Source organism: Enterobacter sp. 22452, assembly GCF_052045065.1.
In the GTDB taxonomy this organism is placed as follows: Bacteria; Pseudomonadota; Gammaproteobacteria; order Enterobacterales; family Enterobacteriaceae; genus Enterobacter; species Enterobacter mori.
This window is the reverse complement of record NZ_JBQEOB010000002.1, coordinates 198,138-224,787: the sequence shown is the minus strand read 5'-3', so window position 1 is coordinate 224,787 and position 26,650 is coordinate 198,138. Positions and strand designations below refer to the sequence as shown.

General features: G+C 59.9%; 7 protein-coding genes. 3 read left to right on the top strand and 4 right to left on the bottom strand.

Features of this window, described 5'->3' with window-relative positions:
* The first annotated feature begins 173 nt into the window (after positions 1–173).
* A complete protein-coding gene (locus ACTJJA_RS06255) occupies positions 174–1,058 on the top strand; it encodes a MarR family transcriptional regulator (protein WP_440666842.1) in 885 nt (294 codons plus the stop codon).
* A gap of 35 nt (positions 1,059–1,093) precedes the next feature.
* Here the strand turns inward: ACTJJA_RS06255 and ACTJJA_RS06250 are convergent, their stop codons facing one another.
* From ACTJJA_RS06250 to ACTJJA_RS06235, 4 genes are all read right to left on the bottom strand, one after another.
* Positions 1,094–2,269 carry an HlyD family type I secretion periplasmic adaptor subunit gene (locus tag ACTJJA_RS06250; protein ID WP_421512248.1) on the bottom strand — a complete coding sequence of 392 codons (1,176 nt, stop codon included), beginning with the start codon at positions 2,267–2,269 and terminating at the stop codon, positions 1,094–1,096.
* On the bottom strand, positions 2,266–4,431 hold the full coding sequence (locus tag ACTJJA_RS06245; RefSeq protein ID WP_440666838.1) for a type I secretion system permease/ATPase: 2,166 nt from the start codon (positions 4,429–4,431) through the stop codon (positions 2,266–2,268). The genes ACTJJA_RS06250 and ACTJJA_RS06245 overlap by 4 nt, the downstream gene beginning before the upstream one ends.
* A 176-nt stretch (positions 4,432–4,607) precedes the next feature.
* Positions 4,608–22,613, bottom strand: coding sequence for an Ig-like domain-containing protein (locus ACTJJA_RS06240; protein ID WP_440666835.1), 18,006 nt, complete (start codon positions 22,611–22,613; stop codon positions 4,608–4,610).
* Between the two features lie 121 nt (positions 22,614–22,734).
* Positions 22,735–24,072, bottom strand: coding sequence for a TolC family outer membrane protein (locus tag ACTJJA_RS06235; RefSeq protein ID WP_440666833.1), 1,338 nt, complete (start codon positions 24,070–24,072; stop codon positions 22,735–22,737).
* Positions 24,073–24,809: 737 nt separating this feature from the next.
* On the opposite strand from ACTJJA_RS06235, the gene ACTJJA_RS06230 reads away from it, so the two are divergent.
* Complete coding sequence (locus tag ACTJJA_RS06230) at positions 24,810–25,553, top strand: DeoR/GlpR family DNA-binding transcription regulator (protein ID WP_440666831.1); 744 nt, start codon at positions 24,810–24,812, stop codon at positions 25,551–25,553.
* A gap of 13 nt (positions 25,554–25,566) precedes the next feature.
* On the top strand, positions 25,567–26,634 hold the full coding sequence (locus ACTJJA_RS06225; RefSeq protein ID WP_440666829.1) for an oxidoreductase: 1,068 nt from the start codon (positions 25,567–25,569) through the stop codon (positions 26,632–26,634).
* The last annotated feature ends 16 nt before the right edge of the window (positions 26,635–26,650 follow it).

The following is a 26,650-nucleotide window of genomic DNA, read 5'->3' as shown; positions in this document are numbered from 1 at the left end:
ACGCCATTGACCGGAACATCTTTGCGTTAATCACCTGCCCCTTATCATGACTGAAAATATATCTTTCTTTTCAAATAACGACCGCAAACGACAGTTTCTCAGGTATAATGAATATTCCGAAAAAGAAGGCTTAACACTTCATCTATCGGTTCATTAAACACGAGAAAAACGCTATGGATAATCACATCTCATCCAGGGCCTTGCTACATCGAAGGGATGTTATAAAGAACAACCCGCGATTCGGTGAGGCAATATTAGAGCACTACGCAATTAATGACACCATCTATAAAAAACAACCTTTGTTCTACAAAACAATGCTGCAGGAATCACGGTTTAACATTATTCTCTCCATGTGTTGTTTTATTTTTGGAAATCAAGCCGAATCCGTTTCAGAGATCAAAGAGTTATGTTCACGCTATAAAATAGCCAGCCCCAACAGCGTCATTGCGATCATTACGATACTTCGAACCACCGGGCGCATCAGGACCTGGCGCTGTACGGAAGACAGGCGAAAAACAAGAATTACCCCAACCGAAAAAGGATTAAATGAACTTAAACGCTATATGTCCGGCGCATTTATACCCGTCAGTATTCTGTATCCTGCGTTTAATATTGACGTCAATTTGTTGGATAGTGACATTTTAAGAAATAACTTTTTCCGCCGCGCGGCGGAATACCTTTTTCGGGGATTAACGTTCAGGAAGGTTTTACCGGAAGTGGGGTTATTTATCGATAAAGACGGAGGCCGAATGATTATGCTATATCTTTATCTACAGGCGGTAAAAAATAAATCAGCACATGGCGCAATTATTGATTATTCTGCCAGCACGCTCGCTAAGGAATTTTTTGTTTCACGCATTCACGTCAACCGAATTATCAAAACCGCGCAAGAGGCGGGCTACCTTAAAGATCGGGGTGATGGAAGGATGTCCATTTACCCGGCCTTTCTCGAACTTGTGGAAAATTATGCCGGTTTGTATTTCGCGTATGTCACGCATTACATCAACGTGGTTCCGAAAGAGCGACGCCACCTCAACAACGTGACGTCAACGGTATAATTCACATGGCGTTCGGGATCCCGAACGCCACTATCTTATCTTTCCCGCAGCGCCTCTTTCGCCTTGTTCAGCGGCTTCAACAGATAATCCAGAATGGTTTTGCTGCCGGTTTTAATATCAACGGTAGCAATCATGCCCGGAAAGACCGGAAATTCCTGACCTTGCTTATTGGTCAGATGGTTACTGTCGGTACGAATATAGACGCGGTAGTAGTAGACATCCCTTTTCACCTCATCCTGCAGGGTGTCCGGGGAAATCATGGTCACTTCCCCTTCCAGTCCGCCGTAAATGGAATAGTCATAGGCCGTAATTTTCACCAGCGCTTTCTGGCCGGGATGAATAAAGGCGACGTCGCGCGGCGAGATTTTCGCTTCAACCACCATCTGATCGTCCAGCGGGACCAGGCTCATCAGCTTGCCGTTCGGCGGGATAACGCCTCCCACGGTTGTGACGTCAATATCCTTCACGATCCCGCGAACCGGTGCATTGAAGGTCAGCCGGGTCAGGGAGTCCTCACGCCCTTTCATCACCGAACGCTGGGCTTCAATCTCCGCATTGGCTTTCGCCAGTTCTTCACGGGCGCGAACGTAATACTGGTTTTTCATCTCGGTGATTTTATTCTCAAGCTCATTTTTTTGACGCTCAAGACGTAATACCTCAACCTTGCTGGCCGCCCCCTGGGTCACCAGCGGACGGGTCAACGACAGCTCGCGCTGCACCAGCTCGGCGCCCTGACGTAAACCGGCCAGCCCTTTTTCGAGGCTTTCACGACGGGACTGGTAGAGCGCCGTTTCCTGTTTAACCAGCTCAACGTCGTCATCCAGCTCTTCCGGGAACGCAAGTTCCGTATCGTTCACCTCGGCCTTCAGGCGTGCCGCCGTTGCCAGCGCCGCATTCAGGCGAGACTCACTCTCCAGCACGCTGGACTCGGTTTTTGTCCGGTCAAGCTGCGCGAGCTGTTGGCCGCGTTCAACAATATCGCCCTCGCGCACCATCAGGCTGTGGATAATCCCCCCTTCCAGGGACTGGATCACCTGCTCGTGGGAGGACGGGATCACCTTACCGCTGCCGGTCGTCACCTCATCCAGCTTGAACAGGCTCGCCCAGACGATAAAGACCGCCAGCAGGGCGAACAGCGACCATGCCACCAGTGACGAGCGCGGCAGGCGCGGCTCTTTCAGACGGCTGTTAAAGCGAGAGAAATCATTCATGCCACGCCCTCCGTTTTCATGGTGACGGTACGCTGTGCGGCTTTCTGCGGTGCCATACCGTGCTGGTGCAGGATCGCATCGCGCGGGCCGTCCATCACCACCTTGCCGTTTTCCAGCACGATGATGCGGTCGACCAAATCCAGAATCGGCAGGCGATGCGTCGCTACCACCAGCGTCCGGCGTTTACCCAGCCATTTGTGGAGATGCTGTATAAACTGCTTTTCGCTCATTTCGTCCAGCCAGGCGGTCGGTTCGTCCAGCAGCAGGATATTGGGTGAGACGATCAGCGCGCGCGCCAGCAATAGCGCCTGACGCTGCCCGCCCGACAGGCCCGTTCCGCCCTCGTTGATGATGGTGTTCAGCCCCATTTTCTGCTTACGCACAAACTCCAGCGCGCCGCTGTTGACCAGCGCCTGATGAATCTCGTCGTCGGTGGCGAGCGGGTTGCCCATCAGAATGTTGTCCCGCACGGAGCCAAAGAACAGCCGGGCCTGCTGGCTAAGCAGCTGCATGTCGCGACGCACATCGGCCGGGTCCAGATGATTCAGGGCGATATCGTCGAGCAGGATGCTCCCCTGCTGCGGCTCCTGCATGCCCGCCAGAAGCTGTAACAGCGTGCTTTTACCGGAGCCATTACGCCCAAGCACCGCCACGCGCTCCCCGGCGCGGATCTGCAGCTTGCTGATGTTGAGCACGGTGAGTTTCTCTTCCTCGTCGTAATAAAATCCGACGTCCTCAAGGCTATAGTCGCCGCGCAGGTGGGCTTTGTGCACCTTCTTGCCGTGCTGCGGATCGTCAATCGGGCGCTGCATTAGGTCGTCCAGCCCCTTGCGCGCCACCTTTGCCGACTGCCAGCGCGAGAGCACGCCTGAGATCTGCGACAGCGGCGCGATAGTGCGCGACGCCAGAATCGAGGTCCCTACCAGCGCACCGGTGGTCATGTCGCCGCTGATGACCAGGTAACAGCCGACCAGCAGTACCACCGCATAGACGATTGACTGTACCTCCTGCGTCCACGTGAGCAGCAAACCCGTCAGCCAGCGCTGTTTCATGCCGACGCTGGCGGCGACGTCGTTGGTGTTATTCCACTGGTTCTGGAAACGCTGTTCGGCGCGCATCAGCTTGATGTCTTCAAGGCCCTGCACCGCTTCCACCAGCGTGGCGTTACGAATGGCGGATTCGCGCATCCCTTCGCTGGAGAGTTTCCCCAGCGGGCGCTGCACCAGCAGGCCGGGAATAAGCAGCAGCGGCACGGCGAGCAGGACCACCAGCACCAGCGGGCCGCCAATCATCCACAGAATGAAGACGAACAGCAGGAAGAACGGCAGATCGGAAATGGCCGCAATGGTGGTCGAGGTGATGAGCTCGCGCACCGACTCCAGCTCGCGGATCTGCGCGATAAACGATCCGGTCGATTTCGAGCGTGCACCGTTTTTAATCCGCAGCGCGTGGGCAAACACGCGTTCAGAGATACGCAGGTCGGCGCGTTTCCCCACCACGTCAGAAATATGCACGCGCAGCATGCGCATGATGAATTCGAACAGAATGGCAATCATCACGCCGCCAAACAGCACCCACAGCGTGGCTTCCGACTGCGACGGAACCACCCTGTCGTACACTTGCATGGAGAAGACCATGCCGGAAAGCGCCAGCACGTTGGCCACCAGCGCCACCAGCATGATGTCGCTGTAGCGTCGCCAGTCTTTCAGCGCCAGCTGCCAGAACCAGTTTTTCTCATAGGGTTTGATGTAGTCGTCCACGCGGGCATCCGGCGTGGATTCGAGCGGGCGCAACACCATCAGCCCCTTTAACCGCGCTCCGAGTTCGTCACGCGTCAGCGTCGTCTCCAGCCCCGCGTCCCCGCTGAACTGCAGGCTGACGTTGCCTTCGCTGTCCATGCGGTTAATGACCGCGATTTGTCCGCCGGTGAACTCCGCCAGCAGCGGCAGACGCCACGGGTCGAGGGATACCGCTTCAGCCGCCACCACACGCATCCCCAGCCCAAGCTGGCGCGCCATCTCCTCCAGCACCAGCTGGCGGGGAGACTGGCTTTCATGGTTAATCGTGACCCGAACGTGCTCCGCCGAAAAGTCCAGCCGATAGTGCTTCGCGATGGTGAGCATGCCCTGCAGCCAGGGTTCGTACTGTGGATGTGTCTTCATAATGCTACGTCCTGTTCAGGGCGATAATTTCGCACTGAAATGATACCTTTACGGAATGATTAAAAATCGAACACTTTCTAAACGAGCCCGCAAAATAATCTTGTGAAATATAGGGTTATCGCTATTCATGTAAAGAAACGCAAAAAGCCGCGAGGATCGCTCCCCGCGGCGTTGTTTTACGCAATTAACAGCTGATGGTTCGCCAGCAGCGTCGCCAGATCCGTCTGCACGCCGTTCAGCGTCACCAGGGCGGTTGGCGAGAACTGGCCGCCCGTACCGTCCAGGTCCACCTGGATCTCGGTGTTGCTGCCGTTCTGCACCACGCGGATGTAGTCGGCGATGTTGCCCGCGCTGCTGTCCAGCGTCGCCACGCCGTTCACATAGCTCGCCGAGCCGGTGCCGGTATAGCCGCTGTCGGAGAGCAGATCGCGCAGGTCAATACGGTCCGTATCCGCCGTCCCTTCCCAGGTGCCGACCGTAAAGCCGTTCACCACGTCGTGACCGTTCCCGCCCGTCGCATCCGTCGCGTTGATCAGCTTGTAGAGCAACGTATCGTGACCGCCGCTGCCAATGTTGAAGGTGTCGTTCCCGCCGCGGCCTTCGAACTGGTTATCACCGCTGTTGCCGGTAATGACGTCGTCGAAGTCCGAGCCGTTGATCCCCTCAATATTGAGCAGTCGTGACGTTCCGAACCCGGTGTCCTGCGCGGTAGAGAGGCGCAGGTCAACGGTCACGCCGGAGGTCGCATTGCGGTAATCCACCACGTCCATCCCACCGGTGTTGCTCCAGGTGTCGTAGTCGGAATGGGTATTCCAGCCGCCGGAGCCGTTATAGGTATAGGTGCCGTCCTCTGCGATAAAGGTGTCGTTATACCCGGTCCCGGTAAGGGTCCCGCTGTGGCCGCCGGTGGCCGCTTCGGCCGTCAGAACGTAGCCCTCTTTGCCGTTGCCCGCTTCCAGACCGCTCCAGGTGACGTTATCCGACACGCCGTTGGTAATCTTCAGGATCTCGGCCGAATAGGTTTCATTCGGATCCAGCCCGTAGAAGCTCACCAGCGCAGAGGTATCGTTCGAGCCAATACCGGACTGGGCGTTGATGATCTGCGACGCCACCAGTACGCCCGCGGCGTTGTACAGATTGACCGTGTTGCCGTAGTAGGCGTTGATACCCTCGCTGTCGACAATGTGCAGGTGCATCGCGGTGCCGTCAGCAATGGTTTTGCTGTTTTGCACCAGCACCACCTTGCCGTTCTGCTGCGATACCAGCAGATCCTGCGCGCCATCCCAGTTGTAGTCCACTGCCGCCACGCCGGTGACGTTCGCCAGGCCCGAAGCCAGCTGGCTTGAGGTCCAGGTAGAGCCATAACCGTTGTTGGTGAACAGGGTCGCCGTCTGCGAGCCGCCGTAGGTGCTGAGCTTGATGATGTCCATCTGCCCGTCACCGTTCCAGTCAACCGCCACCGACAGATACCCTGCCGTGGCGTTAGAGGCTTCCACCGCGCTCTTGGTGGCAGAGAGATTCCCGGCACCGTCGTTGTAGTAAATCACCCCGCCGTTGTTGTTGTAGCTGCTGCCCAGGTACAGATCCATGTAGCCATCGCCGTTGAAGTCCGCCCACGTCATGGATGCCGCCGTGGTGGTATTCGAGGCATTGGCCACAAACACGTTCGTCAGGTTCTGGCCGATAGAGAGCGTGCCGTTGCCGTTGTTGTTGATCACGGTTAACGAGTACGCGCCGCTGCGGTTGGTGTGCTGGACAATGTCTACCGTACCGTCGTTGTTCAGATCGACGCCGGAGATTTCGCGCCCGGAATCGAACTGACCGTAGAAACCGCCTTCGCCACCGGTGCCGTCCGGCGACAGAACGCCGTTGTTGTTCACCAGATAGGTCAGTGAGTCCATGCCGGCATCACCGTACGCCAGATCCAGATAGCCATCGCCGGTTTTATCGTACGCCATCACGCCGCCGTACCAGATGGTGGTCCCCATCGCCAGCTGGCTGGCGTTATAGGTGCTGCCATCGTAGGTCCACATCACCTGCGTTGACCCGGCGTAGGTGGTCTCCGTCGCGAAGATATCCTGCGTGCCGTTACGGTCAAAGTCGGCGGCGGTCTGGCTCACCACGTAGTAGCCGCGGGTGTTGGTCAGCGTATTTCCGGCATAGGCCGAGCTATCGCTGCTGGAGTAAGACTGGCCGTTAGCAATGATATTCCACAGACCGCTGCTGTTCATGCCGAGGGTCATGGTGGAGTTGTTGCTGTTCCCTGCCGTGGTCGCCCAGTCGGTATTCACCGAGGTGGTATCAATCACCAGGCTGCCTGTCGCCGTACCGGTGGTGTTGCCGTTCCCTGCGCTGCTCTTCACCTGCGCCGTCACGCTGTAGCTCGACACGCCCAGCGCATCGCCGTCCGGGATCTGCAGATACCAGGTGTTGTGATCCGGGTCAACCACCACCGCGCCGCCGGTCTGGGAGGTGTAGGTTTTACCGTTCACCGTTACCACCAGGTATTCACCGTTCACCAGGTCAGCGGAGACGGTACCGCTGACAATCGGCGTGGTGTCCGACGTGGTCTGCGCGGTAATCGCCGCCGTGGTGGTCGGGATGCTGGTATCAACGTTCAGCACAAAGCCGTCGGATTCCGTGTAGTTACCGGCCTTATCGGTGACGCGCACAATGTAGGTGTGATTGCCGTCGCTCAGGCCGTTGTCCTGGAAGGACCAGCTTGCGCTGCCGTTCATGGTCACCTGTCCGAGCAGGACGCCGTCACGATAGAGCTGCACAATTTCACCGTCGTCCGGTGCGCGGTTAAGCGTGCCGTTGATCAGCGGCGAGTTATCGTCCGTTGCCACCGCACTGCCAAAGGTACCCTGACGCTCGCCTTCGCCGTCGGTGTAGCTCACTACCGTGCCCACCGTGGCTGGCGGCGTAGTATCCACCGTCACCACCTGAGAGGCGGTGGAGCCGACGTTGCCCGCCTGGTCGATAATCCGCACCTGGTAGGTGTAGTCTCCGTCAGGCAGATCGCGGGTATCGGTGTAGCTCCAGCGCTGGTTGGTGACCGTGGTATCAAGCCAGGTGTTTCCGCCGTCCAGGCTGATCTGTACGCGCTCGTCGCTTGCCAGCGCGCTGCCCAGCGAACCGTTGATGGTCAGCGTGGTGTCCATGGTGATGAAATCACTGCCGGACTGGCCGGTATCGTCGCTGATGCTGTCGATGGTGACGCCGTACTGCGGCGACTGGGTATCCACCGTCACCGCCTGCGCGGTGGTGGCCCCGACGTTCCCCGCCTGGTCAACGACCCGCACCTGATAGTTATGGCTGCCGTCGGTCAGGGTACGCGTGTCGCTGTAGCTCCACTGCGTACCGCTTACGGTGGCGTAAACCCAGGTGCTGCCGCCGTCCATGCTCACCTGTACGAATTCACCCGCGCCGAGTTCTGCGCCGAGCGTTCCGTGCAGCGTGTACGAAGTCGAACTGGTCAGGAAGTCGTTATTGTCGAAGCCAGTATCCACGGTGATGTTATCCACGGTCACCGTAATCGCCGCATCCGGGGCGACCGTATCGACGGTCACCTGCTGATGGGCGCTGGCGCCTACGTTACCGGCGGCATCCACCACGCGAACGTAGTAGTCATAGGTCTGGTTACCCAGCGTGCGGCCGTCCACGTAGTACCAGCTGTTGCCGGTGACGATGACGTTCTGCCAGGTCACGCCGCCGTCGATGCTGATCTGTGCGTATTCCCCGTCGGCCAGCGTTGCGCCGAGCGAGCCGTGCAGCGTCAGGGACGTATCGTTGGTGATAAAGTCGCTGCTGCTCAGGCCGGTATCGTCACTGATGCTGTCGATGGCGATCGTTTTGCTGGCGTCAGGTGCAACCGTATCAATGGTCACCACCTGGCTGGCGGTGGCGCTGATATTGCCCGCGTCGTCAATCACGCGCAGCTGGTAGTTGTAATCCCCGTCGGCCAGCGTGCGGCCATCAACATACGTCCAGCTCAGGCCGCTGACGCTGACGTCGATCCAGGTCACGCCACCGTCAAGGCTGATCTGCGCGTGGTCGCCGCTGCCCAGCGCCGCGCCGAGCGTCCCTTTCAGGCTGATCTGGTTGTCGCTGGTGATAAAATCACTGCCGGACAGGCCGGTATCCTGGGTGATGGAATCGACCGTAATCGTCGTCGCCGCAGGCTTCGTCAGGTCAATCACCACGTCCTGGCTGTCCGTTGCCCCCACGTTCCCGGCGTTATCGATCACGCGCACCTGGTACTGGTAGGTACCGTCTGTCAGGGTGCGGCCATCGGTGTAACGCCAGGTGGTGCCGGTCACGGTCAGGTCAATCCAGGTGCCGCCGCCGTCGAGGCTGATCTGCGCCTTCTCGTTATTGCCGAGCTGCGCGGTCAGGGAGCCGTTGACCACAACGTTGCTGTCGTTGGTGATGAAATCGCTCGCGCTCAGGCCGGTGTCGTTTTGCAGGGAATCAATCGTAATTCCCATCGACGGCGCGGTGAGATCCACGGTGACGGTGTGGTTCTCGCTGGCGCTGTTGCCGATGGTGTTGCTCACCTGCGCGTTAATCACGTACGAACCGCCGTCCGCCAGCGTGGTCACGTCCGCGCTGCCCAGGGTGTAGCTCCAGGTGCCGTCATTCTGGACGGTAGCCGTATAGGTTTTACCGTTCAGCGTAATGGTCACCGTCTGGCCCGCCGGGGCGTCGGTGATGCCGCTGACAGCCAGCGGCGTACCGTGCTCGGCGGCGTTGACGATATCGTCCTGCGCAAAGGTGTTAATGGTGATGGTTGGGACATCGCCGTTCAGCGTCACGTCGTGCGTTGCGCTGCCCGGGTTGCCCGCCTTGTCGTTCACCGTGGCGGTGATCGCGTACTGCCCGTCGCTCAGGCCGAGGAAATCACGGCCCGGCACGAAGACCGACCAGGATCCGTCCGCTCCGACGGTCGCCTGATAGCTGTGCCCGTTGAAGGAGACGGTCACCGTCTGGCCCTGTTCCGCCGTGGTCGTGCCGCTGATGGTCTGGCCCGCCAGCTGCTCCGCGTTGTTGACGATATCGTCATCGGCCACGGTGCTGATGGTGACGGTTGGCGCGACGGTATCGACCGTTAAGGTGTGCGTGGTTTGACCGTTATTACCCGCTTTGTCGTTCACCGACGCGGTGATCGTCAGCGCACCTTCGCTCAGGCTGGCAAGATCGGCCGCCGGAACGTCCAGCGTCCAGGTACCGTCGTTTGCCACGGTGGCCGTGTAGGTTTTGCCGCCCAGCGTCACGGTCACCGTCTGGCCCGCTACCGCGCTGGAAGAGCCGTGTACCGTGAGCGGCTGCTGCGCCTCCGCCGCGTTAAGAACGTCGTCGCCGGACAGCGTGGCAATGCTTACCACCGGCGAGGTGGTATCCACGCTGATGCCGTGCGTCGCCGACGCGCTGTTGCCCGCGCTGTCCTGGGCAGACACGGACACCTGATAGCTCGCGCCATCGGCCAGGGCGCCCACGTCTGCGGCCGGAACGGTGGTCGTCCAGCTGCCGTCGCTCTGGATGGTGGCCGTATAGCTCTTGCCGTTCAGCGTCACGGTAACCTGCGTGCCGCTGGCGAACTGGGCGCTGGAGCCGTTAATTACCAGTGACGAACCGGCTTCCGCCGCGTTGATGACATCGTCACCGCTAACGGTGTTCACCGTCAGCGCCACGGAGGCCGTATTCACCACCACATCGTGGGTCTGGGTGCTGCTGTTGCCCGCGCTGTCGGTAATGGTCGCGCTGAGGGTCACGGTGCCGTCGTTCAGCGCGGAAATCACGCTGGCCGGAACACCCACGCTCCAGCTGCCGCTGGCGTCAACGGTAGTGGTGTACTGGTTCGAACCGATGGTGATGACCAGCTTATCGCCGACGCTCGCGCCGGTTGCGGTGCCGCTGACGATCTGCGCCTGCCCGTGCTCCACGCTGTTAATGACGTCATCGCCCGCGACAGCGTTAAAGCTGACGGTCGGCGGCGTGGTATCAAGCGTAATCGCTTTGCCCGCGCTGCCCGGGTTACCCGCGGCGTCGCTCACGCTGACCTGCACGGTGTAGCCGTTATCCGCCAGTGCGGACAGGTCGGTGCCCGGTACGTTCACGCTCCAGAGGCCACCCTGCTGCACCTGCGCGGTATAGCTCTTCCCGCCCAGCGTCACGGTGACGGTCTGCCCGACTTCCGCCGTGGTGGTGCCGGAAATGGCCACGCCCGCAGCCGCTTCGCTGCCGTTAATCACGTTATCGCCAGCGACCGTATCAATGCTCACGATTGGCGCGGTCGCATCCACGCTGTACTCGCGGCCCGCCGAGGCGCTGTTGCCGTGCGCGTTGGTGACGCTCACCTGCACGCTGGCATCGCCGTCTTTCAGGCCCGCGAGATCGGCGGAAGGCACGGTGGCCGTCCAGTTACCGTCAGCGTCCACTTTCGCGGTGTACGTCTTGCCGCCAAAGGTGATGGTGACGGTCTGGTTTTCCTCCACGTTCGAGGTGCTGCCGGACAGCACCAGATCCGCGCCTTTCTCCGCCGCGTTAATCACGTCGTCGGTGGCAATCGCATCGATGCTGACGGCAACGGCAGACAGATCGACGGTGACATCGTGGCTGATGGTCACCGGGTTGCCCGCCGCGCTCTGGCCCGCAACGGTCACGGTAACCGTGCCTGCGGTCAGCGCACCCACGTCTGCCGCCGGGATCGCCGCGCTCCAGGTGCCGTCTGCCAGCACGGAGGCCGCATAGGTTTTGCCATTGACGGTCACGGTAAGCGTGGTGCCTGTCGCCAGCCCGTCGCTGGAGCCGGTGACAATCAGGTTCTGCCCATGCTCGATGCTGTTAATCACATCGTCGCCCGCCACGGTATCAATGCGCAGACCCGGCAGGCTGGCGTCTATAACGATTTCGCGCTCGCCCGCGCCGGTGTTGCCGTGGCCGTTGGTGACGGTCGCCGACACGGTCAACTCGCCGTTGCCCAGCGCGGTGAGGACCGTTTCCGGCACGCTAACGGACCAGGTGAAATCGCTCTGCACCGTTGTGGTGTAAGTGTTACCACCAATGGTGACGGTGACGGTATTGCCCGCTTCCGCATTCGCCACGTTGCCGCTGATGGTCTGGCCTGCGGCCACTTCCGCCGCGTTGATGACGTTATCACCTGCCACGGCATTGATGGTGACGGTCGGCAGCGCGGTGTCGACCAGCAGGGTCGCCGTATTGCTGACGCTATTGCCCACGCCGTTGGTCGCGGCGGCGTTCAGGGTGTAGTTGGCTTCGCCAAGTCCCGCGAGATCCGCTGCCGGAACGGTCAGGCTCCAGGTGCCGTCCGCCGCCGTGGTGGCCGCGTAGTTTTTACCGTTAAGGGTCACGGTCACCACGGTGCCTTCCGCCAGGTTGGCGCTGGTGCCGCTGACGCTCAGATCCTGACCTTTCTCCACCGCGTTCAGCACGTTATCGCCGCTGATGGCGTTGAACGCCACGGACGGCAGACCGGTATCGACGGTCACGTTATGCGTGCCGGTGCCGGTATTGCCCGCCGCGTCGGTGACTGACGCCGTGACGGTCACGGTGCCGTCCTGCAGAGCAGATATGACGCTGGCCGGTACGCCCACGCTCCAGTTACCCGCCGCGTCCAGCACGGTGGTGTAAGTCTGGCCGCCAATGGTGACGGTGACCTTATCGCCCGCTGCCGCGCCGGTAGCGTTGCCGCTGATGATGTGCGCCTGAGCGTGCTCGGTGATGTTAATCACATCGTCGCCCGCTACGGTGTTGATGGTTACCGCAGGAACGGTCACGTCCACCGTCAGGTTGCGATCGGCCGATGCCGGGTTGCCCGCCTTGTCGCTGACGCTCGCTGTGACGGTGACGCTGCCGTCGCCGAGTGCCGCCAGATCCGCCGCCGGAACGCTCAGCGTCCAGCTGCCGTCCGCGCCTGCGGTTGTGGTGTAATCTTTGCCGTTCAGCGTCACGGTCACCGTCTGCCCCGCTTCTGCAGTGGTGGTGCCGGACACGGTCAGATCGGACTGCGCTTCAGTGGCGTTCAGAATGTCGTCGGCCGCCAGGGTGTTGATGGTCACGGACGGCGCGGTCGCATCCACGCTGTACTCGCGGCCCGCCGAGGCGCTGTTGCCGTTCACGTTGGTGACGCTCACCTGCACGCTGGCATCGCCGTCCTTCAGGCCAGCCAGATCCGCTGACGGCACGGTATAGGTCCAGTTGCCGCTGTCGTCCACGGTGGTGGTGTAGATTTTGCCGTTCAGGCTGATGGTCACGGTCTGCCCGGCTTCCACGTTGGTGGTCGCACCGGACAGCACCAGATCCGCGCCCTTCTCCGCCGCGTTAATCACGTCGTCGGTGGCAAGCGCATCGACGCTGATGGCAACGGTCGCCAGATCCACCGTCACATCGTGGCTGATGGTAATCGGGTTACCCGCTGAACTGTCGCCGGTAACGCTGATTTTGACGGTGCCTTCCGGCCACGCGCTCACGTCGATGGACGGGATCGCCGCGCTCCAGGTGCCGTCCGCCAGCACCGTCGCCGCATAGTCTTTACCGTTGACGGTGACGGTCAGCGTCGTGCCCGGTGCCAGCCCGTCGCTGGAGCCGGTGACAATCAGGTTCTGCGCGTGCTCGATGCTGTTGACGACATTGTCGCCCGCCACGGTATCCACGCGCAGTCCCGGCAGGTTAGCGTCGATAGTAATATCGCGCTCTCCGGTACCGGTATTGCCGTGGCCGTTGGTGACGGTCGCCGTCACGCTCAGGCTGCCGTTGCCCAGCGCGGTCAGCACGTCAGACGGCACGTTCACGGACCAGGTCAGATCGCTCTGCACCGTTGCGGTGTAGCTGTTGCCGCCTATGGTGACGGTAACGGTATTGCCCGCTTCGGCATTCGCCACGGTGCCGCTCAGGGTCTGGCCTGCCGCCACTTCCGCCGCGTTGATGACGTTGTCGCCCGCCACGGTATTGATGGTGACGTTAGGCAGCGCGGTGTCGACCAGCAGGTTCGCGGTGTTGCTCACGGTGTTGCCCACGCCGTTGGTGGCGGTCGCGTTCAGGGTGTAATTAGCCTGACCGAGACCGGCCAGATCCGCTGCCGGAACCGTCAGGCTCCAGGTGCCGTCTGCCGCCGTGGTGGCCGTGTAGTTTTTACCGTTCAGGGTCACGGTCACCACGGTGCCTTCCGCGAGGTTGGCGCTGGTGCCGCTGACGCTCAGATCCTGACCCTTTTCAACGGCGTTCAGGACGTTGTCATCGCTGATGGCGTTGAAGTTGACCGATGGCAGACCGGTATCGACGGTCACGTTATGCGTGCCGGTGCCGGTGTTGCCCGCCGCGTCGGTGACTGACGCCGTGACGGTCACGGTGCCGTCGCTGAGGCCCGAAATCACGCTCGCAGGTACGCCCACGCTCCAGTTGCCCGCCGCGTCCAGCACGGTGGTGTAAGTCTGGCCGCCGATGGTGACGGTGACCTTATCGCCCGCTGCCGCACCGGTGGCGTTGCCGCTGATGATCTGCGCCTGGCCGTGTTCTGCGATGTTAATCACATCGTCGCCCGCCACGGTGTTGATGGTCACCGCAGGCGCGGTGAGATCTACCGCCAGGTTGTGGTCCACGGACGCCGGGTTATCCGCTTTATCGCTAACCGATGCGGTGACGGTCACGCTGCCGTCGGTTAATCCAGCCAGATCCGCCGCCGGAACGTTCAGCGTCCAGTTGCCGTCTGCGCCAACGGTCGTTGTGTAGTCTTTACCGTTCAGCGATACGGTCACCGTCTGGCCCGCTTCGGCGGTGCTGGTACCGGACACGGTCAGATCGGACTGTGCTTCGGCGGCATTCAGAATGTCGTCGTTCGCCAGGGTATTGATGGTCACGGACGGTGCGGTCGCATCCACGCTGTACTCGCGGCCCGCGGACGCGCTGTTACCGTTGACGTTGGTGACGCTCACCTGCACGCTGGCATCGCCGTCTTTCAGGCCCGCCAGATCGGCCGCTGGCACCGTGGCGGCCCATTTGCCGTCGGCATCGACCGTGGCGGTGTAATTCTTGCCGCCGAAGGTGATGGTGACGGTCTGATTTTCTTCCACGTTCGAAGTGGTGCCGGAGAGCACCAGATCCGCGCCCTTCTCGGCGGCGTTAATCACGTCATCGCTGGCAACGGCGTCGATGCTGATGGCAACGCTCGCCAGATCCACCGTCACATCGTGGCTGATGGAAACCGGGTTACCGGCGCTGCTCTGGCCCGCAACGGTCACGGTAACCGTGCCTGCGGCCAGCGCACCCACGTCCGCCGCCGGGATCGCGGCGCTCCAGGTGCCGTCCGCCAGCACGGTCGCCGGATAGGTTTTGCCGTTTACGGTCACGGTCAGCGCCGCGCCCGCCGCCAGCCCGTCGCTGGAGCCGGTGATAATCAGGTTCTGTCCGTGTTCGATGCTGTTGATCACGTCGTCACCCGCCACGGTATCCACGCGCAGGCCCGGCAGGTTGGCGTCTATCACGATTTCGCGCTCGCCCGTTCCGCTATTGCCCACGCCGTTGGTGACGCTGGCTGACACGGTTAAATCGCCGTTGCCCAGCGCGGTCAGAACGGATTCCGGCACGTTCACGGACCAGGTCAGATCGCTCTGCACCGTTGCGGTGTAGCTGTTACCGCCAATGGTTACGGTCACGGTGTTGCCCGCTTCGGCATTCACCACCTTACCGCTGATGGTCTGCCCGGCTGCCAGCTCCGCCGCGTTAATGACATCGTCACCTGCAATGGTGTTGATAATCACGCCCGGCAGAACGGATTCCACGTTCACGGTGTGTGACGTGCTGGTAGTGTTGCCGACGCTGTCCGTTGCCGATGCGGTAACGGTGTACAACGCTTCACCCAGCGCGCCGACCTGATCCGCCGGAACGGTGGTGGTCCATTTCCCGTCGCTGTCGACCATCGCGCTGTACGCTTTGCCGTTCAGCATCACGGTCACCACCGCGCCTGTCGCCAGGCCGGAAGCCGTACCGGAGATCGTCAGATCCTGGGTTTTCTCGGTGTTGTTGATCACATCGTCACCGGAAACGGTGTCAATGGTCAGCACCGGCGCGGTCAGGTTCACCTCCACGCCGTGCGTGGCGCTGTTGCTGTTGCCCGCTTTATCGGTCAGCGCCGCGGTAATGGTGTAATCCCCGGCGGCCAGCGCGGTGACGTCCGCCGCAGGCACGCCCACGCTCCAGTTGCCGGAGGCATCCAGGGTGGCGGTGTAGGATTTGCCGTTGAGGGTAACGGTGACCACGTCGCCCGCCGCCGCGCCGGTCACGGCGCCCGTAACAATCAGAGCCTGCGCATGCTCTGCGCTGTTGATCACGTCGTCGTCGGAAACGGTGTTAATGGTCAGCTGCGGGACGGTGGTATCGACCAGCACGTCGCGATCCGCAGAGGCCGGGTTGCCCGCCTTATCAGACACGGCGGCGCTGATGGTGTAGTTGCCGTCGGTAATACCGCTCAGATCCGCGGACGGTACGGTCACGCTCCAGCTGCCGTTCGCCTGGACGGTAGTGGTGTAATCCACGCCGTTCAGCGTCACGGTGACGGTCTGGCCCGCTTCGGCGTTGGTCACGCCGTTAACGACCAGATCCTGCTGCGCTTCGGCCGCATTGATGATGTTGTTGTCGCTGACAATTTCAATAGATACCGTCGGCGCGGTGGCGTCCACGCTGTACTCGCGGCCTGCCGACGCGCTGTTGCCGTTCACGTTGGTGACGCTCACCTGCACGCTGGCATCGCCGTCCTTCAGGCTGCCCAAATCGGCGGACGGTACGGTCGCCGTCCAGTTGCCGCTGGCATCGACCGTCGCGGTGTACGACTTGCCGCCGAAAGTGATGGTAACGGTCTGGTTTTCTTCCACGTTGGTGGTCGAGCCGGACAGCACCAGGTCCGCGCCTTTCTCTGCCGCGTTGATCACGTCGTCGGTGGCGATGGCGTTGATGCTGATGGCAACGGTCGCCAGATCCACCTTCACGTCGTGGCTGATGGAAACCGGATTACCCGCCGCGCTCTGGCCTTCTACGGTCACGGCGATCGTGCCCGCATTCAGCGCGCTGACGTCTGCCGCCGGAATGGCCGCCGTCCAGGTGCCGTCCGCCAGCACGGTAGCCGCGTAGGTTTTGCCGTTAACGGTGACCGTCAGCGCAGAGCCGCTCGCCAGCCCGTCGCTGGAGCCGGTAATAATCAGGTTTTGTGCATGCTCAATGCTGTTGATCACATCGTCGCCCGCCACGGTATCGACGCGCAGGCCCGGCAGGTTGGCGTCTATAACGATTTCGCGCTCGCCGGTTCCGGTGTTGCCGTGGCCGTTGGTGACGCTGGCTGACACCGTCAGTTCGCCGTTACCGATGGCGGTTAACACCGTGGACGGCACGTTCACCGACCAGCTCAGATCGTCCTGAACCGTCGCGGTATAGGTATTGCCGCCGACCGAAACAGTGACAGAGTCACCGCTCGCCGCACCGCTCACTTTGCCGCTCAGGGTCTGCCCGGCAGCCACTTCCGCGGCGTTAATGACATCGTCCGTGGCGACAGGGTTGATGGTGACCTGCGGCAGCGCGCTGTCGACCAGCACGCTGTGGCCGGTGCTCGCGCTGTTGCCTGCAGTGTCGGTTACGCTCGCCGTCACCACATAGCTCGCTTCACCCAGCGCAGAGACGTTTGCCGCCGGAACGGTGACGCTCCAGCTGCCGCTGGCGTCGGTGGTGGCCGTATAGCTGATACCGTTCAGGGTCACCGTTATGGTGGTTCCGTCCGGCTGGTTGCTGGTGCCGGACACCAGCAGATCCTGGCCTTTCTCGGTCGCGTTGATCACGTCGTCAACCGCCAGGGTATTGATGGCAACCACCGGCGCGGTCAGGGAGACGTCAAACGCGTGCGTCGCGGTAGTGCTGTTACCGGCTTTATCGGTGAGGGTCGCAGAGATCGTCTGCTCGCCGTTTGCCAGCGCGCCCACGTCGGTCGCCGGAACGCCCACGCTCCAGCTGCCGGACGCATCCAGCATGGCGGTGTAGTCTTTGCCGTTCAGGCTCAGGGTAATCACGTCGCCCGCCTGCGCACCCGTCACCTTGCCGGAGACGATCAGCGCCTGGCCGTGCTCGGCAATATTCACGACGTCGTCGCCCGCAACGATGTTGAACGAAATCTGCGGTACGGTGGTGTCGACCAGCACCGAGGAGCCCGCGCTGGCCGGGTTGCCTGCCTTATCGGACACGGTCGCCGTGACCGCCGCGCTGCCGTCGGTGATGCCTGCCATATCCGCCGCCGGAACGTCGAGCGTCCAGCTGCCGTCCGCCTGCACCTGCGCGGTGTACTGATTGCCGTTGAAGGTCACGGTGACCGTCTGGCCTGCTTCGGCAGTAGAGGTGCCGCTCAGGGTCAGATCCTGCGCCGCCTCTGCCGCGTTCAGCATATTGTCATTGCTGATGGTGTTGATGGTCACCGTCGGCGCGGTGGTATCGACGCTGAATTCCTGCGCCGAAGACGCCGCGTTGCCGTTCACGTTGGTGACGCTGACCTGCACGCTGGCGTCACCGTCTTTCAGGCCGCTCAAATCAGCTGACGGTACGGAGTAGGTCCAGTCGCCGTTGGCATCCACCGTCGTGGTATAGGTTTTACCCGCGAAGGTGATGGTCACGGTCTGACCCGCTTCAACGTTGGACGTGGTGCCGGAAAGCACCAGGTCCTGGCCTTTTTCCGCCGCGTTGAGCACGTTATCGTCGGTCACGCTGCTGATGGTGATGGCGACAGGAGCGAGATCGACGTCCACGACGGTCCCGATAGCCACCGGGTTGCCGGAGGCATCCTGCGCGCTTGCCTTGATTTCCAGCGAACCGTCCGCCCACTGGGACACATCGGCCGCCGGTACCGCCGCCTGCCAGGTGCCGTCCGCCAGTACCGTTGCCGAATAGGCTTTGCCGTTGATGGTCAGGGTCACTGTGCTGCCCGCCGCCAGATCGCTGCTGGTACCAGACACAATCAGGTTCTGCGCGTGTTCAATCACGTTAATCACGTCGTCACCTGCGACGGTATCAATCCGCAGTCCCGGGAGCTGGGCGTCGATGTTGAAGTCGAGAGAAGAGGAGCCGGTATTGCCGTGCGCGTTGGTCACGCTGGCGGAGACGGTGAGGTCGCCGTTGCCGAGCGCGGTAAGCTGGCTCTCGCTTAACGGCAGGCTCCAGGTGAGATCGTCCTGCACGGTAGCGGTGTACGTCTGGCCGCCAAGGATAATAGTGACAGTGTCACCTGACGCCGCGTTCGTCACCTTACCGGTCAGGTTTTGCCCTGCCGCCACTTCCGCTGCGTTAACGATATTGTCGCCCGCCAGGGTGTTGATCGTCACCTCCGGCAGCGAGCTGTCCACCAGCACATCGTGTGAGGTTGAGGCGCTGTTGCCGACGTTATCCGTGACGCTCGCCGTCACGGTGTAATGGGCTTCTCCCAGGGCGCTTACGGCCGAGGCCGGTACGGTCACGCTCCAGTTGCCGCTGGCGTCGGTAGTGGCGGTGTAATTGATGCCGTTCAGGTTAACGGTGATGCTGGTCCCTTCCGGCTGGTTACTGGTGCCGGAGAGCAGCAGATCTTCGCCCTTCTCGGTCGCGTTAATCACGTCGTCCGCCGCCAGCGTGCTGATACCGATAACAGGCGTCACGGTATTCACCACCACATCCAGTGAACTGCTTCCGGTGTTGCCGGATCGGTCGGTCACGGAGACGTCGATTGTCCAGGTGCCGTCCGCCAGACCCTGCACGACAGACGCGGGCAGGCCAAGACTCCAGTTCCCCGCCGCATCCACCACCGTGGTGTAATCGACGCTGTTAATGGTGACGGTCACCCGATCGCCCGCTGCCGCACCGGTGACGGAGCCGCTCAGGATCTGCGCCTGTGAATGGGCGAGCTGGTTAACGGTGTTGGTGTCGGTGACAAAGTCGTTAATGGTCACCTGCGGTACGGTGGCGTCCACCAGCCCCACGCGATCGGCGCTGCTGCTGTTGCCCGCCACGTCGCTCACGGTTGCGGTCACGGTAACGATGCCATCCGTCAGGGCACCCACGTCAGCCGCAGGCACGCTCAGCTGCCACGTACCGTCCGCCTGAACCGTGGTCTGATACGTTTTGCCGTTCAGCGTCACGGTGACCGTCTGTCCCGCTTCCGCAGTGCTGGTACCGCTTAAGGCTAAATCCTGCTGCGCTTCAGCCGCATTGATGATGTTGTCGTCGGTCAGGTTATCGAGCGTAATTGCCGGTGGCTGCGTATCCACCGTCACCACGCGCGCGGCGTCCGCGCTGTTGCCGCTGACGTTAGTGACGCTGACGCTCACCTGCGCACGCCCGTCGATCAGGGTTTCCATGGCGCTGGCCGGAACGCTCAGGCTCCAGGAACCGTCCTGCTGCACCTGTGCGGTAAAGGTCTGGTCGGCGAATTTCACCACCACGGTCTGCCCCGCTTCCACCCCCTGCGTCTGACCGGAGAGGGTTAAGTCCGCGCCTTTTTCCGCCGCGTTCAGCAGGTCGTCGCCCGAGACGGTATCAATGGTGACCGCCACGGCGTTCAGATCGAGTTCAATCGGGTGTTCAGCGGCAACGGTATTGCCCCAGGCATCTACCGCGCTGACGCTAACCGTCATGCCGCCCGCCGTCCAGGCCTGCAGGTCCGCCGCCGGAACGCCGATCTGCCAGTTGCCGCTGGCGTTAACCGCGGTAACGTACTCAACGTTGTTAATGGTAACGACAATCTGCGTCCCCGCGGCCAGATGGGTACTGGAGCCGGTGACGCTCAGATCCTGCTGCTGTTCAATGGCGTTGATCACGTCATCGCCGGAAATGGTGTTCACGCGCAGGCCCGGCAGCTCCGCGTTGATATTGATATCACGCTCGCCGGTGCCGGTATTGCCGTGCGCGTTGGTGACGGAGGCGCTGAAGGTCAAATCGCCGTCGCCGAACGCGTGAAGATCCGCTGACGGGATTTTCACGCTCCAGGTCAGATCGCTGCCAACCGTTGCGGTGTAGCTCTTGCCGCCGACGGTGACGGAGACGGTATCGCCCGCCGCCGCGCCGGTAACACGTCCGCTGAGGGTTTGATCGACGCCCGCTTCGGCGTTATTGACCAGGTTGTCGCCCGCAAACGTATTGATAATGACCTGCGGCAACACGGTGTCCACCAGCAGATTCGCCTCGGCAGAGCCGCTGTTACCCACGCTGTCGGTGCCGCTGACGCTCACGGTATAGAGGGTGTTCGCCAGATTCAGCACGTCAGAAACCGGCACCTGAACCGTCCAGATACCGTTTTCAACCGTGGCCTGGTAGTTAACGTTGTTTAACGTCACGGTGATGGCGCTGCCGTTCGGCAGGTTGCTGGTGCCGCTCAGGCTCAGGGGCTGCATGGCCTCCTGCGCGTTCAGGACGTTATCCTGGCTGATGGCGTCAATCGTGAATTCCGGCGGGTTGCCGCTCAGCGTCACGCCGTGCGTCGCGCTGCCGGTGTTGCCCGCGGCATCAGTGACGGAGACAGAAATCGTGTGGCTGCCCTCACCGAGCGCGCCGATGACGGAGGCAGGCACGCCGACGCTCCAGCTGCCGTCGGCAAGCACCACACCGGTGAAGGTCTGTCCGCCAACGGTCACGGTCACCACGTCGCCTGCCGCCGCGCCGCTCGCCTTCCCGGAAACGATCTGCGCCTGGCCCTGCTCGCTGGTGTTCAGAATGTCGTCACCCGCGACGGTGTTGATCGTCACAACCGGAGCGGCGGTATCAACCGTGAAATCGGCGGTGGTGGAAGAACCGTTACCCGCTTTGTCGCTGACGTTGACCGTCAGGGTGTGCCCGCCGTTAGCCATCGCCTGCACTTCACTGGCAGGAAGCGTGATGGACCAGGAGCCGTCGCTGCCCACGGTCGCCGTGTGATTTTTACCGTTCAGCGTGACCGTCACAATCTGGCCCGCTTCCGCATCGGTTTTACCGGTAATCGTCAGCGGCTGATTATGTTCAGCGGCGTTAATGATATTGTCCTGCGCGATTGCGTTCACGGAGAGCGCAGGCGCAACGGTATCGACGCCAATCGTCTGACTGCCGCTCACGATATTACCTGCCGCGTCTTTGCCGCTCACATTGACCGTCCAGGTGCCGTCGCCCAGCGCCTGCGCGTCTGCGGCAGGCACCTTCACGCTCCATGCGCCGTTTGCGCCCACTTCTGCGGTATAGGTTTTTCCGTTCAGCGTGACGGTCAGCGACGTTCCCTGCGCCAGGTTTTTGCTGGCCCCGGAAAGCGTGAAGCCCGCGGACTGCTCGCTGGCGTTGATCACGTTATCGCCCGCCGTGGTGGCGAGCGTCACCGCGGCATCGGCCGTTGAGACGGTTACGGTGATGCTGCCCGCAGAGGTGGTTTTGCTGCCGTCGATCTGTACGACCGACCAGGTGTGCTCCCCGTCCGTCTGGGTCGGTAATATTACCGTCCAGGTGCCGTCTTTACCGACCATGGTGCTGGCGATGGTGCTGCCGCCGCTGTCTTTGATCTGAATGGTCGCACCCGGCTGCCCGGTACCGCTGAAGGTTGGGGTGTTGTCGTCCGTGATCTCTTTTGCACTCAGCACGCCCTGCTTGTCACCCGCGTTATCCGTCAGCAAAAAGGTCGGCGTGGCGCTCTCAACCTCTTTGGTGTTATCAATAACTTTCGTTTTTGTTTCGCCGTCACCGCCGTGAGCCAGCAGCGCCCCAATGGCACCGCCGCCTAACGCCGCGCCCGCAATCCAGCCCCACGGCGCATCGCTTAATACGCTTTCCTGCTCCAGGAAAGGCTCAATGCTGCTAATGGGTGCGGCCTGCGCGGTTAATTCCGTCGCGGCCATGCCTGACGCTTCCCCGGCATCGGCAAAAGAAATATGAGTCAGTTCCTGATTATCGTTGAACACCAGCTCTGACTGATTATGCGTTTCTGGATCTTCGACAAAATAGTTATTGCAGCGGATCACGCTGCCGTCTTTCATATAAATCAGGAGGTCTTTCCCCTGGCGGACATAACGCACCACGTCCTGAGCAGAGCCCTGGATTTCAATCACGCTCGGCGATGAAATGGATACCGACAGATTTCCTTCGCCGGTTAATTTCGTTTTCTCCGCCGTTTTGCGAATGTTGACATCAACAACTTTTACGTTACTCATATTCTTCTCCTTGCAGGTGTACGGATTCCTGTGGATATGTCCACCAGACGGATGTAGCTATCCCTGGGAAAAAACACCCATTATTGTCAGACTTATTTCGCGCAGAAAGGCGCGTCTTTTTTTAACTCAAATCGGGTAATTTTGCGGCAGCGTTTTTCTCTATTCCGATGAGCGACATCAAATTATCAACCGCAGAAGCGTAGTTAATCGCCGAACTCCAGCCGTCATATTCAGCCATTATTTTTGCGGAGGTGGCGGCCCAGACATCCTGTTCAACGCTGAGTAAATCGTTAATGCTCCGCTTGCTCAGGGTATATTCATTTTTATAGACATCGCGGGCGCGCAGGGCATTTTCCAGCTGCTGTTTTCCGGCTTCCATTCTTCCCCGGGCGCCGGTCCAGTCAGCCTGCGCAACGGAGGCTTTTTGCAGGACATCAAAGCGCGCCTGGTCGACCTGAGAGGAGGCCATAGCACGCGCCCCTTCAGCCTGACGCACGCGTGCGGAAACCGCGCCGCCCTGATAAAGCGGTGCGTCTATATTGAGCTGGATTTGGTCGTCCCAGTAAGAACGGTTGTCCGACTCATAGCGCGTACGCCCTCCCTTCAGGCTCAGGGTTGGCCAGTGCTGTGATTTTGCTGTTTCAACGCCATACTGGGCCGAGCGCTCCATGTTCTGTGCGGCCAACACCGTCGGTATCAACGAATAATCAATGCGGTTGAGGGAATCTGGCTCAACGGCAAGGTTCGCAGGGACAGGCGAATAGGTCTCAGCCTGCAGACCTGTGAGCACCGCGAGCCTTGCGCGGGCGCTGTTTAAGGCGGCGTTATACTGCGCCACGGTCGCCTGCATACCGGCAATGCGCGTGCGGGTCTGGAGTTCATCGGAGGTGGAACTTACGCCTGCATCCGCGCGCAGTTTCGCCAACTGCTCAACGTTTTTGAGCGCCTGGACGTTGTCTTTGGCAGCCTGTAAGAGATCGGAATAGCGTTTAACCTCCACGTAGCCGAGCGCCGTCTTTTCCGCCACGTCAGAGAGCGTGCTCATCAGCTGGTAGCGGTAGCTATCGCGCTGGGCTGAGGACTGGCTGATGCTGTTATTCGTCTTGCCAAAATCGTACAACAGCTGCGTCAGGCTCACTCCCCAGGCCGCAGAATTCTTCAGCGATCCGCTTGAGTCTGTGGTCTGGCTATGCCCCGTACTGCCGTTCAGCGATATTTGCGGCATCCAGCCGCTGCGTGCCTCATCTATTTGTGCCTGACCAATACCTAATTGTGCGGCCTGCTGGCTAATAGACGGATCGCGATCGATAGCAAATAAAATGCTTTCTTTTAAGGTTATCGTCGCCACCGGGGCCATCTGCATTTGACCACTATTGGCGTACGCCATATTCATCGCGAGCGTAATTAATACGATTGTCGGTGTAAATTTGAGTGAAACGTTCTTTCGCAATGCCGTCATTTTTATCTCCCTGACTCTGAGTGATACTTAAGCAATTACCCAAAAGGAGGTATAGATAATTAGACAAATATCTTCTTTAACTTCCTCACTGAATTTCAGGCAAAACTCCCCCGCATCCATTCCATTGGAGATGAGAGTGTTTCTTCTTATTTCGTATAAGAATTTACTTATTTATTTACTGGTTGGGAGCATAACAAAATGTGTTATAGGCAACTACACCCTCAATGTTAATGTGGTGTTACAAATAAGAAAAAACATGCGGGTTCTGGACAAAATCCGAAAAGTGGCCTTTCAAATGAAACATAAAAACCTACTGTTATTTAAAGAAAATTCCTAATTTCGTTTGTGTACATTTTTGCGTTAATTTCCTTATGACTCAGACACAAAGATTTTCAAAGAAGTGTCAATTTAGGTAATCAGTCGAGCCACCTTGGTATTAAAAACCATAAAAAGAATAATTTATAAATTAAAATACCACTTAATTCTATTAAATCAGAACTTAACGCCAATTAATGGTTATGCATTGGTTACATCACCCAAATTGGTAAATAAAACAGAACGATAACATCGTAGTCACCATTCCATACGGCTTGATTATATTCGCTTAATAAAATTTCAATAGTTACGCATCTAAACTATCAGGTTTTATTCCTGTTTTCGGCTGATCGTTCTCTTCCCTCCGCTCAGAATTGCTGTATTATGCGATTTATTGCGACATTTTGCAGGATTACCCCGCCATGCATAAAACCGCCCGACAGAAATACGTGCTCGATCTCATCATCGAGCAAGGCCAGGCCAGCATCACCGAGCTTGCTGAGAAACTGCAGGTTTCCGCAGATACCATCCGTCGCGACCTGACCGAGCTGGAAAAACAGGGTCTGGCACAAAAGAACCACGGCGGTGCGATTGCGCTCGATCTCTCCGGCATGAATCGCCAGGGCAGAAATACCTTACTGCCTGAAACAAAACAGCGGCTCGGTAAAGCGGTGGCGCAGCGCGTGCCGACCGGTTCCACGCTGTTTCTCGATGCCGGAAGCACGGTGATGGCCGTCGCCACTTTCCTTCAGGGCCCCCTGAAAGTGATCACCACCTCACTGGATATCGCCCAACATTTCAGTGACCGGGACGATATCGAGCTGATCCTGCTCGGCGGACAGTGGGACCAAAAGCAGCGCCTGTTCGCCGGAAGCGCCACCCTGTCCCTGCTGTCCCGCTATCGCGCGGATATCGCCATTCTCGGGGCGTGTGCCATCCACGCGCAGCTTGGCTTAAGCGCGAGCAAAGAAGCGGATGCGGACGTGAAGCGGGCGATGCTCGCGGCAAGCCATGAGCACTGGATCGTCGCGGACCATATGAAATTAAACCACTGTGAACCCTGGCTGGTCGCCGGGGTAAGCGAAATTCATCAACTGTTTATAGACAGGCCCTGGGCTGAGCTTGGGGATACCGGCGCATTGCACGTCACGGTTTGCGCGGAATAACGTGGAGAAGGTCATGAATAAAGCTAAGACAATTAATATTGCGCTGATCGGGTACGGATTTGTGGGTAAAACATTCCACGCCCCGCTGATCCAGTCCATCGAAGGGTTAACGCTGGCGGTCGTCTCTTCCCGTGATGAAGAGAAAGTGAAACGCGATCTGCCGAACGTACTGGTGGTCGCTACCCCGGAAGAAGCCATTCAACACCCGGATGTCGATCTGGTGGTGATTGCCTCCCCTAATGCCACCCACGCGCCGCTGGCAGCGCTTGCCCTCAACGCTGGCAAGCACGTGGTGGTGGATAAGCCATTCACTCTCGACATGCAGGAAGCCCGCGAGCTTATTGCCCTGGCGGATGAGAAACAGCGTCTGCTCTCCGTCTTCCATAACCGCCGCTGGGACAGCGATTTCCTCGGCATTAAGCAGGTGATTGAGGAAGGCCGCCTCGGCAAGGTGAAACTGTTTGAGTCACATATTGACCGCTTCCGCCCGGAAGTGCGCGTGCGCTGGAGAGAGCAAAACGTTCCAGGCAGCGGCTTGTGGTTTGACCTTGGACCGCATCTGATCGACCAGACGCTGCAGCTTTTCGGGCTGCCACAGTCGGTTCAGGGCAATATCGCCACCCTGCGCGACGGCGCTGAGATTAACGACTGGGCGCACGTGGTCCTGAATTACCCTGAACATAAGGTGATTCTGCACGCCAGCATGCTGGTGGCTGGCGGTACGTCACGCTTTACCGTTCACGGCGATAAAGCCAGCGTGGTGAAGGCACGTATCGATCAGCAGGAAGCACAGCTGCTGACGGGGATTATTCCGGGCAGCGAAAGCTGGGGCGAAGACAGCGACGATATGGTGCTGTTTAATGCCGCCGGAGACGCGACGCGCCTGAAAACGCCGAAAGGCGATCAGCGTCAGTATTACATTAACGTGCGTGATGCGCTGACGGGCACAATCGGGAACCCGGTTCATCCGGTTGAAGCGCTGGCGGTAATGGCGGTGCTGGAAGCGGCGGTGAAGTCATCGGAAACAGGGACAACCCAGACGCTGGATTTAACAGCTGAAGAGCGTGCTCTGCTGCGTTAAAAAACAAGCCGGGTGG